We start from the raw sequence: 16,734 nt of genomic DNA, 5'->3' as shown, positions 1-16,734 counted from the left end.
ATTTATTCCATTTCCCCTCATTGCCATGCCAGAATTTCTCGATTTTCTCAAACATAAATATGCCTATGTGGCTATTGGTGAATTTAAACCGGGGTGTTTTTCCGAAGCCCAAAAACTCTACGAAAAAGCCGTTTCCACCTATTCCACGGGATTCCAGGGAGCTTTTCTGTTGCAAAAACCCGGAACCGATGAAGGAATTGCCGTGATCATCTGGGATAAAATCGATGATATGGAGGCAAATAAAAGCGAAGCCCACGAATTATTGCTGAAATCCATGGCTCCTCTGTTTGCGAAACCTCCTGTCACCGATTTTTACGAAGTATGTAGCGAGATAGAAGGTTCCCCCATTTAGGAATAATGTTTCTTTTCGGTGGCGATTAATTTGGCGGCTAAAACCCCGCCTAGGAAACCAAATAAATGTCCTTGCCAAGAAATCCCCGGACGGGAAGGCAAAACGCCCCAAATTGTGCCACCGTAGAGTAAAAAGACTAGAATTGACAAGAGTATAGAAGGAATATTTCTTTGGAAATAGCCCCGCAGTAATAAAAAACCTAAATAGCCAAAAATCAAGATACTTGCCCCGATATGGATGGATCCCGGAGCAGCAAATAACCAGACTCCTAACCCCCCACCAGCATAGTCAACCCAGTCACAATAAAAAAGTCGCTGGTTTCCTGTAACATCACCAACCAACCGAGAATCAGGAAAGGAACCGTATTAGCAATAAGATGGGGAAAGTTACCGTGTAGGAAAGGTGCAAAGAGAATACCCCGCAATCCGATGACTTGATGGGGAATAATCCCGAAATTGTCTAAACTGCCCCGAAAAACAAATTGATCTAAAATCTCTAACAGCCAAAAAATCGCCACAAAGGTAGCGAGGATTATTGCTTGGGTTTTTATTTCTTGCCGTGATCCTTGACTCATAAGATTGATGGATGAGTTATTTTTTCCCATTTTGACTCTCCCCCGCTAACCGCTCGCGCGGTGTAGCGGGGGATTCTCGGTTCTTAGGCTTTTAACTAGATCGACTTGGTTTAACCGGTCGATCCCCGTCAAATCGCCTCCGCGAGCGTTTTCTAACACGGTCAGTCCGACCGCGTTTTTTCCCCGGTTCTCGATTACCTTTGCTGATGCCGTGTCTCTCGGTTCAATGTGGCCGCAAGAATCACACCGGTGAACTCTTTCTGATAACGCTTTTTTGCCGGTAATCGCGCCACAATTAGGACACTCTTGCGAAGTTCCGTTTTTATCAACCTTAAGATAATATTTTCCCCGTTTCCAAATAACAAACGGTAGTATCTCATTAATAAAACTACCGATGCCTGAATCCAGAGATTGTTTTCTAACGATCCCTCTAGACCAGGAAACGAAGTTAATATCTTCGACAAAGATATTATCAGCAAGATCACAAAGGTAATGAGCTAGTTTAAAGTGCCAATCTCTACGAGTATTAGACACTTTTTCGTGTAATCTTGCTATCTTCTCCTGAAGTTTTAACCAATTGCTAGAGCCTTTAGTTTTCCGTTTCAAGCGTCTTTGTAGCAATTTAAGCTTACTCTGTACTTTCAACAAAAATCGAGGGGCTTTGATTAAATCTCCTCGTGAAGTAGCGACAAAACTCTCAATCCCCGCGTCGATTCCTAAACAGGTTTTCCCAAATGTCATATCGGGAACTAATTCCGTAGATTGGAAGGAAACCGAAACGTAAAATCCCGACGCTTTTTGGATAATTCGAGCTTGTTTAGGCTCGAACCCAGACGGGTACTTTCTGGATTTCCTAATCCGAATTTTTCCCAATTGTGGAAAATTCAAACATCCATCCCCTAGAAAGTTTTTTGACAGCGCGGGGAAAACAAAACTTCGCATCTTTTTCTTGAATCTAGGAAAGCCGAAGCCTTTCGATTTCATCTGGTCAAACGCTTTATCTAAAGTTTTTAAGACTTGCTGTAAGACTTGAGCGTTAACCGTCTTTAATATCGGGTAAACTTTTTTAGCTTCCGTTAGATTTTTGGCTTGAACGAAGTAATTAGGATAGGGTTCATCCGCAGGAATTATGTACTCGGAAACTAACGAACAACGATCCGCAAGACACTTTCGAGAGTTTAACCAATCTTTCCGTTCCGAGAGCGCGTAATTATAAACGCTCTTACAAACATCAAGAATGTGGACGATCTCCCGTTCCTGTTGCCTGTTTACCTTTAGTTTGTACTGGTAGGTAAGCGTTATCACTGTCGTTAGTTTCGTGATGTATAGCTAGATTATAACACTTACTGCCTAATATGTCAACTGATTACAATCATGGATTTCGTTCTGTTTATAGACTTACCGCCCACGTTGTATTCGTCATCAAATACCGACCATTGCTAAGTACCTAGGCAAAATTATTTACACATGACGATCATTGCCCCGTAAGGGTTTTAGCTCGATCGGGCAGGTAATTAATTTTGCATGACTACTTATTAACGATGAAATCTTAGCCCGACTGAAAGAAATCTTTGTATCAACGCTCACAAAATGGGAAAGCGCATTGCTTGATTTCAACGGTGAATCGGATCACGTTCACCGGATTATCGATGACAAGCCTGACATCGCTTTATCCAAACTAATCGCTAACCTTAAAACAGTTAGTAGTCGCTTAATTAGAAAGGAATTTCCAGATTTGGCGGCAAAGTATTTCGACAATAAACCCTATTTTTGGACGGGAGCTTATTTCGTGGCTAGTTGTGGCGGCGTTACCGTCGAACAACTAAAAAAATACGTCGAGAACCAAAAAAACTCCCCAAAAGTGGAAACCCTACCGCGTTAGTTTTATTCTGGTGGCGATTCATCTCGCTCCATTGAGATAGCCACCAGATCAGTTATCAGTGATTCAGTTACCAGTTATCAGGTGTGAGTTTACTGTTTACTGTTTACTGTTTACTGTTTGCTGCGGGACAAAGAGAGGCTAATTGACAGGAAAAACAAGCGGGATTTCTTGCTTTACAAACCGCCCGGCCGTGGTAAATAATACTAATAGAAAAAGTTTCCCAATCCGGTTGAGGCAGTAAAGCCATTAAATCCCGTTCAATTTTCACCGGATCGTTATTAGTAGTTAAACCCAAACGATTACTTAAGCGCTTAACGTGGGTATCTACTGTCACCCCCTCAATAATCGCGTAAGCGTGAGCAAGTACCACATTAGCCGTTTTTCTAGCTACCCCGGGTAAAGTTAATAATTCCGCCATTGTCTTGGGTACTTCCCCCTGAAAATCCTCGAGGATTTTTTGACAAGCACCCTGAATATTTTTAGCTTTATTGCGATAGAATCCCGTGGAACGAATTAGGGTTTCTAACTCCTCTCGCTCGGCAAAAGCTAAGGATTTAGCATCGGGAAAACGAGCAAATAAAGCAGGAGTAACCTTATTTACCCGCTCATCAGTGCATTGTGCCGAGAGAATCACTGCCACCAATAACTGCACGGGAGTTTGATAATTTAAGCTACAGGTTGCCTCTGGATATAATCGCTTTAAGTTGCTTAAAATCTCTAGGGCGCGCAGTTGAAGCTTAGTTTTTTTTCGCGGGGCCATCACTGGAATAAATCCTGAAAAACTGCTAGGTTAGCCGTGTCGCGCACGATTAAGAAAACTCCTAATCCTAAGAGTAAAACTAGACCTGTTTGCATGATGTTATCTTGCAGTTTAGTTGGGAGAGGTTTACCTACCAAAGCCTCGATTAATAAAAATACTAATTGACCGCCATCAAGAGCAGGTAAAGGCAGAATATTAATTACCGCTAAGTTAATACTAATTAGGGCGGCAAATTGAAAAAGATTACCCGCATCATTACGAGCGATTGCCGCTCCATATTCGACAATTTTCACCGGTCCTGCTACCTGTTGAACACTGTCTTTGAAGTTACTAACTAACTGCCCAAAACCTTGAACGGTTAATAGGGTTAATCGCTGAAATTCACCCGCACCTAAGCTAAAAGCTTGCCCAAAATTATCGGCTTTCAGGCGAGTTTCTTCACCGTTAGGAGCCAATCTAACCCCAATTTTACCCTGACCATCACTTCCCAATTCAGGAGTAACGATTAAATTGATCGTTTCTGTCGGGCGTTTGATGGTTAATTTTAGGGGTTGATCGGGGGAAGATTGAATAATGTCACGGAAGTCAATAATGGCATTTTGAGAAGCACCAAGGGGCTGATCATTGATAGCGAGAACAATATCCCCCGCTTGCATTCCCGCTTGTTTAGCGACGGAATTTTCAGCAGTGAAAACTTCAGGAATAATTACCCCTTCTTGATAGTTAATTTGGGGAAACCCCACCGTAGCGACTTGGGTAACAAGCAAAAAATAGGCAAAAATTAAATTAGCAATTACCCCGGCACTAATGACGATAGCTCGATCGAAAACAGGACGATTGCGTAATAAATCAGGATCGTTATTGGGAATTTGACTATCGGGATCGTCATCGGGAAAACCAACGTAACCCCCTAAAGGAATGGCGCGGAGGGCGTATTCCGTTTCTTTACCTTGATATTTAGCTAAAGCTGGACCAAAACCGATGGAAAAGCGATTAACATGGATAGATTGCCAACGAGCAGCGGCAAAATGACCCAATTCGTGAACGACAATTAATAGGGCAAGTACACCGATCGCTATTAAAACTGACATGATGATCAAATTATAATGACTTAGCTTTTGTTTATTGTAAGCGATCCTCCCAAGCAGATTGCAAAAAATCTTTAGTTATCGCTAATTTTCCGATCATTTAAGTAGGTAGGCGTTAAAAATTATCAGATGCCCCCCTTATTAAGGGTAGGGCTGTTTCATTCTCCCATCAGAATATCAAAAGTAAAAGCGATCACTATCAGGTAAAATGAGAAGTGACCGCCAACTTTTTAAATATATGTTGAGCTTAATAGAAAAACTAAAACAAGTCAAGGACTTTCGGAAAGGTAAAGGAAAAAGACACCCTTTATGGATAGTATTAGTAGTAATAATACTAGGAACAATGCTAGGATACTCAGGTTATAGAGAACTAGGAGAGTTTGCTAAAAATAATCGGCACAGGCTGAGTAAAGAATTTAACATAATTCCAGAAAGAGTCCCATCCTATTCAACAATTAGAAGGGTAATGATGGGAGTTGACTGGCAGAGTTTGTTAAAAATGTTTAATGAATGGGCATTACAAGAATATGGACAAAGAGATGATATAAATTGGCTAGGCATAGATGGAAAAAGTCTCAAAAACACCCTAAAGAATCCTAACAATGAACAACAAAATTTTATCATGTTTATCTCATTGTTTAGTCAAGAAAGTGGCTTGGTATTACACTTAAAAAGAATCGAAAACAAAAAAGGGTCTGAAATCGACGAAGGGCAAGCTATAATTGAGGATTGCTCTCTCCAAAATAAAGTTTTTACTGGGGATGCTTTACACTGTCAGAAGAAAACAATCAGCTTAATAGCCAAGACTAAAAATGACTATGTTATCACCGTTAAAGGAAATCAGAAAAATCTTTATCAGCGAATACAAGACCTGAGTAATTCCTCAAAGCCAGAAAGTTTTTTTCTTGAACAAGATAATAGTCATGGACGAAAAATATCAAGAAAAATAGAAGTTTTTAAAGTGAGGAAAAATGAAAGAAAAGGGTTTGAAAATCTGCGAAGAGTTATTAAAGTAGAAAGAAGGGGTAGTCGCGGGGATAAAACCTATGAAGAAACAGCTTACTATATCAGTAGCCTAACCGAATCCGCCGAAGTATTTGCTAAAATTATTCGAGGACACTGGAAAATAGAAAATCAGTTACATTGGGTAAAAGATGTAATTTTTGAGGAAGATAAAAGCGAAATTAGTGATTTTCAAGCGGCCAGCAATTGGTCAATTCTCACAACCATAGGATTGAATCTTTTCAGAGGTTTGGGTTTTCTCTCAATCACAGAGGGACAGAGGTGGTTAGCTGAACGTTGGGAAAAACTGATAGTTTTATCGACGTAAGAAGCAGAAAAATTAGCTAAATTAACAGGATGTACTCTCAGAAAATTTGAAGAGAGATAGGCTTTTAGTGGCTTGGGAACAAGCTTTATCAATTTATTCATAATAAATTTGGCAGAGGATTAAAGATTAGTTATTGTGACTAACTATTTTGATTAGAAAAAGATAAACTTGAGAATCTTCAGTCAAATTTATTGACTCAAAATTAGCTGTACTTAATTTAAATGAATCAACCCTACCCTTATTAAGGGGGGATTAAGGGGGGGACTAAGGGGGGATCGGCACCCCCCTTATCAAGGGGGGCAGGGGGGATCGAACCTAAAATCCATTTTTAATTTAATTATAACCAGCTACTTATGGTAAAAGAGAACTTAACTGCCTAATCTGACCCAACGGAGAGCGATCGATGCCTTTGAGTGAGCGCGCCCAGCAATTAATCCCAAAAGCGAGAATCATCAGTTTCGCTGATTGGCCCTATCAGCAAGCAGCGATCGCTATTTGGCAACAAGCGGATGATCAAACTCCCTATCTCAGTGATAGGGATTTAGATACTATCAGTGCCATTAGGGGCGATGATTTCGGGGTTAGAGGCCTTAAAATAATACAGCTTAGATCATTTTAGTGGCTCAGAAAAAACCGCAATTGCTCCCTATTTCGATCACTTAATTACGGTTATGAAAAAGTTTTAAAAATGCGGCATTTAATCTGTGTTAAAATAATTAAGTCAACAGTTAAAAATGCCGCTCACCGAGGTGAAAAACCCGTTGAACCCCTGAAATCATCGGCGTGGGTAGGCCTCTTAAGACCACCAAAAACCTCGATCGAGTGCCTCGCAGGTCGAGGTAATTTATAAAATAAGGGAGATTCTATGGATGCCAAAGCGAAATTACTGGAATTGATCGCTGGTAGAAATCGCGGACTCCTGGCTACGGAAAGCGACCGCGTGCGGATTTTAGCGGCGATCGAACAATTGGAGGATCACAATCCCCATCCCCATCCCCTCGAAGTTAAACAACTATTAGGGGGTAATTGGCGCTTATTATTTACCAGCAGCCGCAACATTCTGGGAATAGATCGCCTACCTTTTTTTCAATTAGGGCAAATTTATCAATATCTCGACCTGAACAAGGCTAAACTCTACAATATTGCTGAAATTATCGGCGTGCCTTGGCTAGAAGGGGTAGTAATCGTCTCCGCTACCTTTGAACCCACATCCGAGCGTCGGATAATGGTCAAATTTGAGCGCTCGATCCTCGGTCTGCAACGTCTTCTCAATTATCATTCTGCCCAAGAATTTATCGATGCGATCGAGAGTGGCCAAAAATTTCCTCCCCTCGATTTTTCCTTCAATAATCGCCCACAAACCGGTTGGCTCGATATCACCTATCTCGATGAAGATCTCCGCATCGGTCGCGGCAGCGAAGGCAGCGTCTTTATTCTCGCTAGGGAAAAAACCTAACTTACAGAGCTATTCAGGAGACTCCGAGACTCCGAGACAGCTTTTATGTATTCTCCCCACTACCCTACTACCCCACCTCCGCACTTGCTGCTCCCTTGCTCCCCCAGATGAATGCCTCGATCGGTTAGAATCGAAATATGGGAAAAAAATTATTTATTTTCGGGAACCTTTACTGACTTCTCCCGTCCTCAACCTCTGAGTGAGGAGCTTATACCCTTGAGGAAATCCCATGAGTCAATCGATTCCAGCATCTTGGTCACTTGAGGCCAAAAAGTCTCAAAACCCCGTGTCCCCTGACAAACTCTCCAACTACGATCTAATTGCACGCTGTCAGGAAGGGTGTCAGCCAGATCGGGCAGCTTTTGCGGAACTGCTGCGGCGCTATCAGGCTCATGTTGATAAATTACTCTATCATTTGGCTCCCGATTGGCAAGATCGCGCTGATTTGGCTCAAGAGGTCTGGATTCGCGTCTATCGCAATATTAACCGTCTCCATGAACCCCTCAAGTTCCGCGGTTGGTTAAGTCGCATTGCTACTAATCTTTTTTACGACGAATTGCGGAAACGCAAGCGGGTTAATCATCCCATTTCCCTTGATGCTCCCCGGCGCGTGGAGGATGGCGAAATCGATTGGGATATCGAGTCCGATTACCCCAGTCCCGATGAACATCTCACCACCCACGAATTCTACGATCAATTACAGGCGGCGATCGCTGATTTACCAGAAGCTTTTCGGACAACTATTATTCTCCGAGAAATTGAAGGCATGGCCTACGAAGAAATTGCCGAGATGACGGGAGTTTCTTTAGGAACTGTTAAATCTCGCATTGCTCGCGCTCGCGCTAAATTACAATCCGTTTTACAGCCCTATTTTACAGAAGGCTAAAGAATATTGTGGTGATTCGGCACTAACGGCCGAAGTGAGGAGTCGTTAAATTTAACTAGCTCCGTGCTGGTGAAAAGTGATTGCATACCGATCGCTTCTGGTCGAGGTCAACCATGAATAATTATCAACCCGAAGATGTTCAATGGATAAAGTCTTTGTTACGTCACGATGACAGCGATTCCGACTCCGCAGCCGAGGATATTTTATTCTTAGATGAGGATAACGAAGAAGCTCATCGTTTCGATTTAATTAGCGCCTATATTGATAACGAAGTAACGGTAGAGGAAAGAAAGCTAGTTCAGCATTGGTTAGACCATGATGCTGCCGCTAAAAAACTCTATCGGCAGCTCTTGGGATTACAAACTAATTTAAGGCAAATTCCCGTACCAGCTACTATGGCCGGCGACCGATTGGCAGAACAGGTGTTCAGAAAAGTCGATGGTCAGCGTCGTCGGCAATATTATGTTTATGGTGGCGCAATTTTAACGGCTGTGGCGATCGCTGTTGGCTCCTACTTCGTCTCGGTACGCAATGATCCCCTCTCCCAAATGGCCAGCAGTCCGAGCAGTATTAGCCAAGAGGGAGACCATTTGATGATTGCTCTCAACCATCCGATTATCGAGATTCCCACAACGGAAGAGCCAAAAGAGAATGGCCAAAGGTAAGTTAGGCAGATTTATCTATCGGTTAGGGCAGTGCTTAAATTTCGTCTATTAGAGTGAGGACTTGAGGAGTGTAACGTTTGTGATTAGGTTCATCAAAAAAGCTTTTCGAGATATATCGTTGGGGCGCAATCTCGAATATTACATCACGTTACTTTTTATCCTTGTCATCCTTGCTCTAGACATATTCAACCCATATTCCGCACTTCACTTTGAAGTATAAAAAACTACAGGTCTTTTCAAAGAAAAAAAATCAGAATAATCAAAAAAAATACTCAACCAATCAGATGTTGGCTCTTCTGGTTTCTGTGTGGAAACGAGGTCTATACTGATAGAATATCCGCAAAATAGCCCTAAAAGTCTTGCCCAATAAGCATTTCACGACTCCATAAGCAAAAATTATCACACAAAGTCGAGAAGAGCCAGATGTTGAGGAGAAATCATAAAATACCAAATATTTTTTCGGCTCAAAGAGTTAAACTAAGTCACAACAATTCGAGGAGTAGTGACTCTCCTATAAGCATATTACTCAATTGTTATCAACTTTGTTGCTTTGTTATTTAGACTAACGATGACAGATAATATTTTTGACAAGATGAAGGCAGAAAATTTCAAATAAAACGGCGTTCTTCAGTTAAATTGACAATTTGCTTGACCCCATTCACAATAAAAATATGAATGCCCTGAAAACATTGAAATATCCATCTCATTGTGGGACGACTCGTTAATTTACTGACTTGATTTTTGACTCCAGCCTTGGCTCTTTTTAAGCTATTTCTTAGTTCTCTTTGTCCGAGGTTATAGACTAACAAGCAGAAAGACATCAAGAATAACATTGTCTCGATTCTTTCCGTTTTTTTAACAAAGAAACTATCCGCAAAAAATAAAGGGCTCTTCGTTACTTGGTATGGTTCGATAGGGGAGCATAAATCGACTAAATCCTTATCTGGCAAGAGACTTAATTGATTAGTTCGCTCTAGAGAAAAATAATTGACAAAAATCGCTAAATGCCTTTCTATACAAGGGTTACATCCTCTATAACCCCCGTTCATTGCATAACATAAACCGAAGAGCCAAATAAAGGATCTTTCAAAAATCTAAATCCTCTTTCACAAGACTGTTGATTTTTATAAGTTGTCACCATTTCGGCTGAGTCTAATTTGTCTTCTTCATCAACTAAGTTAGTTGCTAAAATAAATCTGCCTGCTTCCTTTCTTCTTCTGACTATCTCTTCAGTTTTTTCTTGCCCTACGCCGCTAATTTTATAAATCGTTTTATGGTCTTTTGATTGACTGGCAATTAGGTCAATTTCTAGGATTTTAACGAGGTTTAGTTTTTGATTAATTGCTCTTAATTTATATCGGCTTGTTGGGGATTTTCCAACTCTTCTTTCTGCAAGCTCTTGAGAATTCTCTCCCCTTTGTCTTTTTCTTTTTTCAGGTTATTTTCTAGTTTTTTTAAGTCACTTATTTGTCTTTTTTCACTGGTTACTATTAGCCAGATTTGTTGGATTCCCCCATAAGTCACTTTTTCTTCTTTCCAGGTATATCCTTCTAAATTTAGCTCTGCCCTTTTTCTCTTTCCTTGGCCTCTATTTCTTCCATTTCTGAATTTTGGACTAATTCTTTGGCTCTTTTTATCGTCATGGGAACTCTACTTATCCATTTTAGATGTTGAATTAGTTGAAGATTCTCTTGACTATATAAGGCACTGTCACAGACCATAATACTGTCAAATTTTATTGGTTTTTTAAATTCTACTAAGATTTTGCCAAAGACAGCTTTGTCCGCTTCATTTCCATCTCCGACTCTCACAAATAATGGTACGTCTCCATCCTCGGTTGTTATTAAGTCTAAGACGCATTGTTTCAAATCTGGTCGATGGTCACGAGAATATCCTTTAGTAATAATTATTGGTCTTTCTTTGAGCAGCTCTTCTTCTTTCTCTTTTTTTTCTTCACTTTTATATTCTCCATCTAGAGGAAATGATGTGGCATCTAGATGAGAATATTTTGTCTCTATTTTAAATTTTTTGATGACCGATAAGACAACTTCTATAAAGATATCATTCAGTCCATGTTTGTATAATTCATCCATGACTCTCCCAATTTTATCATCATTGATATAATCGGTTTTTATTTCTTCTCCCAATAATTCTTCGATTCCTTTATCTTCAAAAAATTGACTAAATAAGTATAAAGGTCAGGGTAATCGCGCGTCGTTTTGTATAGATGGTAACAGACAAAAATCCCTAACTGTTAATTTGGTGACGACGAACTGGCCTGAGTTAATCTGAGAGGAAGTGAAAAATCCTGTATTTTAGTGGTTGAGTATGGCAGAAGGATTTGGTCCCCTAGTCTTGAACCCCAAGCAAGAGCGAGAGGCAAAACTTTTAAGAAAGAGTGTCTTGAAACATTTTCAGCACCTAGAAGACCCCAGAGCGGACAGGGGACGCAATCACAGCCTGGTATCCCTAATTGCCCTAGCCATTTTGGCGGTCTTAGCGGGTGCCGACGGGTTTGTCGCCATAGAAGCCTACGGAAAAGCCAAACAATCCTGGTTGAAAACCTTTTTGGAATTACCCAATGGGATACCTTCCCACGACACCTTGGGTCGAGTCTTAGGAATGCTAGAACCCGAGCAATTAAGGTCGGGATTCCTAGGGTGGATCGGGGAAATCACCGAAAAATTGAACCTAGAACTAATCCACATAGATGGGAAAACCGCCAAGGGTTCCTATGACCGTGAAAAGAAACTAAAGGCTTTGCACACAGTAAGTGCTTGGAGTAGCGAACATGGGTTAGTCTTAGCCCAAGAAAAAGTGGACAGTAAATCCAATGAAATTACCGCCGTGCCGCTCAGAAGTGCAATTGCTCAATCTCAAGGGAGCGATAGTCACTTTGGATGCCATGGGAACCCAGACGGAAATTGCCCAACAAATCAAGTCTGGGGGCGGAGATGACGTCTTAGCCCTCAAAGGCAATCAGGGCAAGCTCTTTCAACAAGTAGAAGGCTGGTTTGACCAAGCTATAGCCGGGGATTGGCAAGGGATTGAATACAGCTACCACGAAAAGGTGGAGTCGGGGCATCACCGGATCGAAACCCGTCAAATTTGGGTGGTGCCGGTGTCCCAATTACCGCCCCTGCATCGGCAGAGTCTGTGGCCTGGCCTAACCACCGTAGTCATGGTTCGCAGTGTCCGCCAATTATGGAATAAAACTACTACAGAAATTCGCTTCTTCATCAGTAGTTTAGCAGCGGATGCCCAAAAACACGCCGAGGTGATTCGCGGACATTGGAGTATTGAAAATAGTCTCCATTGGGTACTCGATGTTACCTTTAATGAAGATGCCAGTCGGGTTCGTCTGGGGCATGGAGCGGAAAACCTAGGTCTGTTGCGCCGTTTAAGTGTGAATTTGTTGAAGCAGGAGCCCTCGAAAATGAGTCTGAAAATGAAACGTTATAGGGCGAGCATGGATGATAATTTCATGGTAAAAATCTTGGAGGCCAGTGCGGTTGACTGAAAAAGGAGGTGTCAATTAGACTTGTGAGCGTTCTCGCGCAGCGAGCGCGTTGCGACCAATCCAGTCTGGAATGAAAGAACCCAGTAGATAAAGTTCCTTCTGAGTTCATCGGTTTTCGAGGATTAGAAACCCCCTAAATTTCGGAAAATTACTCGGATAGAATCGGAACAAACGCCAAAATTTAGACTAACTTCTCGGAATTCAAGGGCTCGGTCAACGCGCGATTACCCTGCTTTAGACCCTTTAGTTCGATAACCTCTTTTCCCATAAGTTGCTAGGTTGAACCCCTCGATCTCATGGCTTTTCGTGTGGGTCACTCCCCGAAAGAAGTTTCGCTCGCCCCGGTTCGGTTCTAACTCGGAAAGGGCTTGATAGTTTTCTCCATCTTTCAATCGCGTGTAGGTACTTTTCTTTTGACGGAAGATAAAAGCTACACCTCTGTCGTCAAGCCACTTCCCTAATTGCGCTGACTGAAATTCACGGTCTCCCATTACGACGAGCGGATAGGGTTTCAACAACCCTAAGACTGGCTTGAGGAATTTTTTCGGTTCCCCGAGAGCGCTACTTCCTTTTTTATTCAGTAACACCCAATATACGGGCAAAGCTCTCCGACCACAAATCACACTGGCGACGAATAAATTTCTACCCTTCCAATCGGTTCTATCTATGACGACTAATAATCTTCCCGCGTGTTTCAGTTTTTTGAGCCTTCTTCTTGGCTCTCGATTTTTATTTTTTCCGCTAAATTCTAGCTTGACGATCTGTTTGATCAAAGGAAACCACAAGAGTTTCACGTTTAGTTGCGGGAGCTTAAGAAATCTCTGCAAATTCCGTCTTCTACTTTCAAAGGTTATCGGTTGCGGGAAAAGAGCGGCCAGTTTCTCTAGTTGGACTATCCGATGACTTTGTAAGAGCAGGATTAGGAGCTGTAAGGTCAAATAGCTCGCCTCGCTAAGGTTCGCCTGTAAACAAGCCTGATAGAATGAAGGTAACATTTTAAAATTTTGAGTGGTTGTCCTAACCACTCTATTTCTTTAGGGGATCGTTTGGCTAGACCCCCCGCTCTATCTAGCTTGTAGCCCCTCTGTCACCCCTTGAATTCAAATCCCTGTATATTCCTCTGGTGCTAGCCGCCATCAGTAGCTGGAAAGGCCATCGACTTTACTTGGCATTAGATACAACTGTATTGTGGAATCGCTATTGTATGATTCATCTGTCGATAGTCTGTTGCGGTCGTGCAGTCCCCCTGTTATGGCGAGTGCTAGACCATCCGAGTGCCACCGTCGCAGTGAACACCTACAAACCGATGCTGCGCGATGCTCAGCGATTGTTGAAGGATTATCCCGATGTCATGCTCTTAGCCGACCGAGGGTTTGCCAATCATGGTTTGCTCAGTTGGCTGCAAGTCAGTGGATGGCATTACTGCTTACGTTTACCTGGCGACGTTCTGGTCCATGGGGTTCGGCGACATCCTATCGAAGTCAAATATCTCTGGCCTGCCAAAGGAGAAGCCATTCTTTACGATCAGGTCGGTCTGTGGACAGACGGCATCTATCGATGCAATCTTGTTCTGGCAAGGGTCACGGGAGTCAAAGAACCTTGGGCTGTCATTACTGACGAAACCCCCTCTCTGAACACTTTATGGCAGTACGCCTTGCGCTTTCGGGTCGAGGAGTTATTTTTAGATTCAAAATCCGGTGCTTTTCAACTTGAAGACTCCGCTATCCGTTCTGCTCCTGCTTTGACCCGTCTGTATTTGGTCGCAGCCCTTGCTCTTCTTTATGCCACTACTCACGGTATGGCCGTTCAACTCAATGGTCTTCGCTCTCAGGTTGACCCCCATTGGACGCGGGGTCTCAGCTATCTCAAAATTGGTCTTCGTTGGCTCCAGGGCGTTGTCCACAAGGGCCGCTCTTTGCTTTCTCCTATCCCTTTGTTCCACTCTGACCCAGAACCCTGTTTCTCTTCTAAGAACGCTCTCTCCGATTACTATGACCGAATATGGTTTTCCCGTGTTCACTCTTTGCTCTGTCGTCCTTGACCTGCTACCCCTGACACAAGATGTGTCAGGCACTCAGGGTATAAACATTTTAGAGAGCAATTTGAGAACTTGTGGAATGGTTGTGGGCAAAGGCACTTTTCAGGAGTAGAGGTGCATAAATTAGTCGAAGAGGTGCGAAATGTTTCGAGCAACTAACCAAGCCGTATAATGTGGGATCTGAGGTGGACGATTGCTTCCTCAAATTCGTCTCATGTCAAAGTTTGATACAATTCATTCAGGATTGAGCCTTCTGCGAGGGATGGGGACTATGCGATCAATTGAGCAACTGACTGAGGAAATATTGTCGCTGCCTAGCGAATCAAGAGCATTCCTAGCAGACAAGTTGGTGGAAAGCTTGGAATTCGATACCGACTCAGCAATTCAGGCAGTTTGGGTAACTGAAGCCAAGCGCCGAAGAGATGAGGTGCGAGATGGTTCTATTCAAGCAATTCCAGGCGAAGACGCTTTAGCCCAAGTCAGACGGCTGATTGAGCCATGAGGTACGTATTTCATCCTGAAGCGCTGAATGAATACGCTGAAGCAGTTCAATACTACACAGAGCAGAGAGTTGAGGTTGCTCAAGCGTTCATAAACGCGATCGAGGATACAGTTTATCGGATCAGGGAGTCTCCAACCCGTTACGCTGCAATTGATGAAGATGTTCGGCGGTGTATGGCGCGTAAGTTTCCTTAGGGTGTTCTCTACACAATTGAGCAAGACTACATTCTGATTTTGGCAGTCATGCATTGCAGTCGTGAGCCTGGATACTGGAAAAATCGCAAGTAATTGAAGTTGCCATCTGCCTAACTATTGAAAGAAATGCCAGCATTCTCTTGCGATCGCCCAATCTTCCGCCGTGGCAATTACCATCACTTTTACTTTAGATGTGTCGGTGGCGATATCCTCATCCCGGGGACGAGCGGCATTTTTAGCCAAATCTAACTCTAAACCCAAAAAAGACCAGCCTTGACTGGCTTTTTCCCGCACTAAAGCTGAATTTTCGCCGATTCCTGCCGTAAATACCAAGACATCTAACCCCTCTAGAGAAGCGATCATCGATCCGATTAAACTTTTCAGACGATGAATATACATCTCAAATGCTAATTTTGCCCTCTCGTTGCCTTCGTCTATCGCCGTGGTAATTGCCCGCATATCCCCAGAAATACCCGAAATTCCCTTTAAACCCGATTCTTTATTGAGTAAACTATTTAAACTATCGGGATTATATTGATATTCTCGCTCTAGATAAATCAGAATCCCTGGATCGATCGAACCGCTGCGGGTTCCCATCATCAATCCCTCTAGGGGAGTAAATCCCATAGTAGTATCGACACTTTTACCCCCCTTGACTGCCGATAGGGAAGCACCATTACCCAGATGACAGATGACCATTTTCAAGGATTCTAGGGGTTTTCCCAACAATTCGGCGGCCCGTTGGGAGCAGTACTGATGACTGGTGCCATGAAAACCATAGCGACGGATTCCCAGTTCACTCCATTGGTAGGGAATGGGATAAAGAGAAGACTCGGGAGGGATAGAACGATGAAAAGCGGTGTCAAACACTGCTATTTGAGGAACATCGCCTAAAACTTGCTCGATCGCTTCAATTCCTTCTAAATGAGCGGGATTATGGCTAGGAGCAAGGGGGATCAGCTTTTTAATCGTTTCTTTGACTGGGGGAGTGATCATAGTTGCTTGGGAATATTCCGTGCCACCATGGACAACTCGATGACCGACTATACTAATGTCTGCGAGGTTGGCCACCACCTTAGTTTCGCCAGTGACTAAAGTCTCTAACATCCGAGCAATTGCCGCCGGACGATCCTGACTAGAAAGATTAATTTCCTGTTTAATTCCCTTGGCTTTTACCGTTAAAACCCCGTAATCAGGGTTAACCGTCCAATCGATTCCCGCTGCCCAAATTGGTTGGGGAGGATGGGAGGGGAAAAAATCTAAATCGTATAAACAACTTTTTTGACTGCTCGATCCCGCATTTAAGACCAGAATTTTCATAAAAAAGCTCAATTAGGAAGTGGGCTATGCCGATCATAATCAAACTCAGGTTAAGCCTAGATAAAATCGCTGACTTTTCGGGTTTTTCTTCAAGAAAATTTTATCCGGCTGTCATCACCCATGCTTGACTCGGGCAATATTACAAAACTTTATCAAAAAAAAGTCAA

The 16,734-nt window shown here is 42.6% G+C and carries 14 protein-coding genes and 5 pseudogenes; 11 read left to right on the top strand and 8 right to left on the bottom strand.

Annotated elements, in window-relative coordinates; all coding sequences use genetic code 11:
* The first annotated feature begins 25 nt into the window (after positions 1–25).
* On the top strand, positions 26–352 hold the full coding sequence (locus VL20_RS02345) for an antibiotic biosynthesis monooxygenase family protein (RefSeq protein ID WP_002759792.1): 327 nt from the start codon (positions 26–28) through the stop codon (positions 350–352).
* Here the strand turns inward: VL20_RS02345 and VL20_RS02340 are convergent.
* Together VL20_RS02340 and VL20_RS02335 are read right to left on the bottom strand one after the other, a co-directional pair.
* Positions 349–926, bottom strand: a pseudogene (locus tag VL20_RS02340) (rhomboid family intramembrane serine protease). The gene VL20_RS02345 and the pseudogene VL20_RS02340 overlap by 4 nt on opposite strands.
* Before the next feature lie 45 nt (positions 927–971).
* Positions 972–2,231 carry an RNA-guided endonuclease InsQ/TnpB family protein gene (locus VL20_RS02335; RefSeq protein WP_052275479.1) on the bottom strand — a complete coding sequence of 420 codons (1,260 nt, stop codon included), beginning with the start codon at positions 2,229–2,231 and terminating at the stop codon, positions 972–974.
* A 226-nt stretch (positions 2,232–2,457) separates the two neighbouring features.
* Here VL20_RS02335 and tnpA point away from each other — a divergent pair.
* Positions 2,458–2,808 (top strand): annotated as a pseudogene (gene tnpA, locus VL20_RS02330) (IS200/IS605 family transposase); the annotation flags it as partial.
* 103 nt (positions 2,809–2,911) lie between these two features.
* Here tnpA and nth read toward each other — a convergent pair.
* Both nth and rseP read right to left on the bottom strand, forming a co-directional pair.
* Positions 2,912–3,568 carry an endonuclease III gene (nth, locus tag VL20_RS02325; protein WP_052275478.1) on the bottom strand — a complete coding sequence of 219 codons (657 nt, stop codon included), beginning with the start codon at positions 3,566–3,568 and terminating at the stop codon, positions 2,912–2,914.
* Positions 3,568–4,659: an RIP metalloprotease RseP gene (gene rseP / locus VL20_RS02320; RefSeq protein ID WP_052275477.1), complete on the bottom strand. Its 1,092-nt coding sequence runs from the start codon at positions 4,657–4,659 to the stop codon at positions 3,568–3,570. The genes nth and rseP overlap by 1 nt, the downstream gene beginning before the upstream one ends.
* A 235-nt stretch (positions 4,660–4,894) precedes the next feature.
* Here rseP and VL20_RS02315 point away from each other — a divergent pair, with 235 nt between their 5' ends.
* The 5 genes from VL20_RS02315 (at position 4,895) to VL20_RS02295 (ending at position 8,993) form a co-directional block, all read left to right on the top strand.
* A complete protein-coding gene (locus VL20_RS02315) occupies positions 4,895–5,986 on the top strand; it encodes an ISAs1 family transposase (protein ID WP_128575369.1) in 1,092 nt (363 codons plus the stop codon).
* Between the two features lie 403 nt (positions 5,987–6,389).
* Positions 6,390–6,605, top strand: coding sequence for a hypothetical protein (locus tag VL20_RS02310; RefSeq protein ID WP_002788269.1), 216 nt, complete (start codon positions 6,390–6,392; stop codon positions 6,603–6,605).
* Positions 6,606–6,851: 246 nt separating this feature from the next.
* Entirely contained in the window at positions 6,852–7,442 is a 591-nt protein-coding gene (locus VL20_RS02305; protein WP_002788271.1) for a PAP/fibrillin family protein, read from the top strand.
* Between the two features lie 229 nt (positions 7,443–7,671).
* Positions 7,672–8,328 carry a sigma-70 family RNA polymerase sigma factor gene (locus tag VL20_RS02300; RefSeq protein WP_002735181.1) on the top strand — a complete coding sequence of 219 codons (657 nt, stop codon included), beginning with the start codon at positions 7,672–7,674 and terminating at the stop codon, positions 8,326–8,328.
* A gap of 113 nt (positions 8,329–8,441) precedes the next feature.
* Positions 8,442–8,993: an anti-sigma factor family protein gene (locus VL20_RS02295; protein WP_002788273.1), complete on the top strand. Its 552-nt coding sequence runs from the start codon at positions 8,442–8,444 to the stop codon at positions 8,991–8,993.
* Between the two features lie 608 nt (positions 8,994–9,601).
* On the opposite strand, the pseudogene VL20_RS02290 reads toward VL20_RS02295, so the two are convergent.
* Positions 9,602–9,880: pseudogene (locus VL20_RS02290) on the bottom strand (IS1634 family transposase); the annotation flags it as partial.
* Between the two features lie 161 nt (positions 9,881–10,041).
* A pseudogene (locus tag VL20_RS02285) lies at positions 10,042–11,191 on the bottom strand (IS1634 family transposase); the annotation flags it as partial.
* Positions 11,192–11,348: 157 nt separating this feature from the next.
* Here VL20_RS02285 and VL20_RS02280 point away from each other — a divergent pair.
* Positions 11,349–12,513 (top strand): annotated as a pseudogene (locus tag VL20_RS02280) (ISAs1 family transposase).
* 224 nt (positions 12,514–12,737) lie between these two features.
* Here VL20_RS02280 and VL20_RS02275 read toward each other — a convergent pair.
* Positions 12,738–13,307, bottom strand: coding sequence for a transposase (locus VL20_RS02275; RefSeq protein ID WP_284525984.1), 570 nt, complete (start codon positions 13,305–13,307; stop codon positions 12,738–12,740).
* Positions 13,308–13,717: 410 nt separating this feature from the next.
* Here VL20_RS02275 and VL20_RS26970 point away from each other — a divergent pair, with 410 nt between their 5' ends.
* From VL20_RS26970 to VL20_RS02260, 3 genes are all read left to right on the top strand, one after another.
* Positions 13,718–14,554, top strand: coding sequence for a transposase (locus VL20_RS26970; RefSeq protein WP_284525983.1), 837 nt, complete (start codon positions 13,718–13,720; stop codon positions 14,552–14,554).
* 268 nt (positions 14,555–14,822) lie between these two features.
* Positions 14,823–15,053 carry an addiction module protein gene (locus VL20_RS02265; RefSeq protein WP_002788275.1) on the top strand — a complete coding sequence of 77 codons (231 nt, stop codon included), beginning with the start codon at positions 14,823–14,825 and terminating at the stop codon, positions 15,051–15,053.
* Positions 15,050–15,247: a type II toxin-antitoxin system RelE/ParE family toxin gene (locus VL20_RS02260; protein WP_284525982.1), complete on the top strand. Its 198-nt coding sequence runs from the start codon at positions 15,050–15,052 to the stop codon at positions 15,245–15,247. The genes VL20_RS02265 and VL20_RS02260 overlap by 4 nt, the downstream gene beginning before the upstream one ends.
* 114 nt (positions 15,248–15,361) lie before the next feature.
* On the opposite strand, the gene VL20_RS02255 is transcribed toward VL20_RS02260, so the two are convergent.
* The gene (locus VL20_RS02255) at positions 15,362–16,567 is read right to left on the bottom strand and encodes an acetate kinase (protein WP_052275475.1); all 1,206 of its coding nucleotides are present in this window, start codon (positions 16,565–16,567) and stop codon (positions 15,362–15,364) included.
* Positions 16,568–16,734 lie beyond the last annotated feature (167 nt).

The organism is Microcystis panniformis FACHB-1757, from assembly GCF_001264245.1.
In the GTDB taxonomy this organism is placed as follows: domain Bacteria; phylum Cyanobacteriota; class Cyanobacteriia; order Cyanobacteriales; family Microcystaceae; genus Microcystis; species Microcystis panniformis.
Note: the sequence above shows the minus strand (reverse complement) of the source record. Positions and strands in the feature narration are given on the sequence as shown.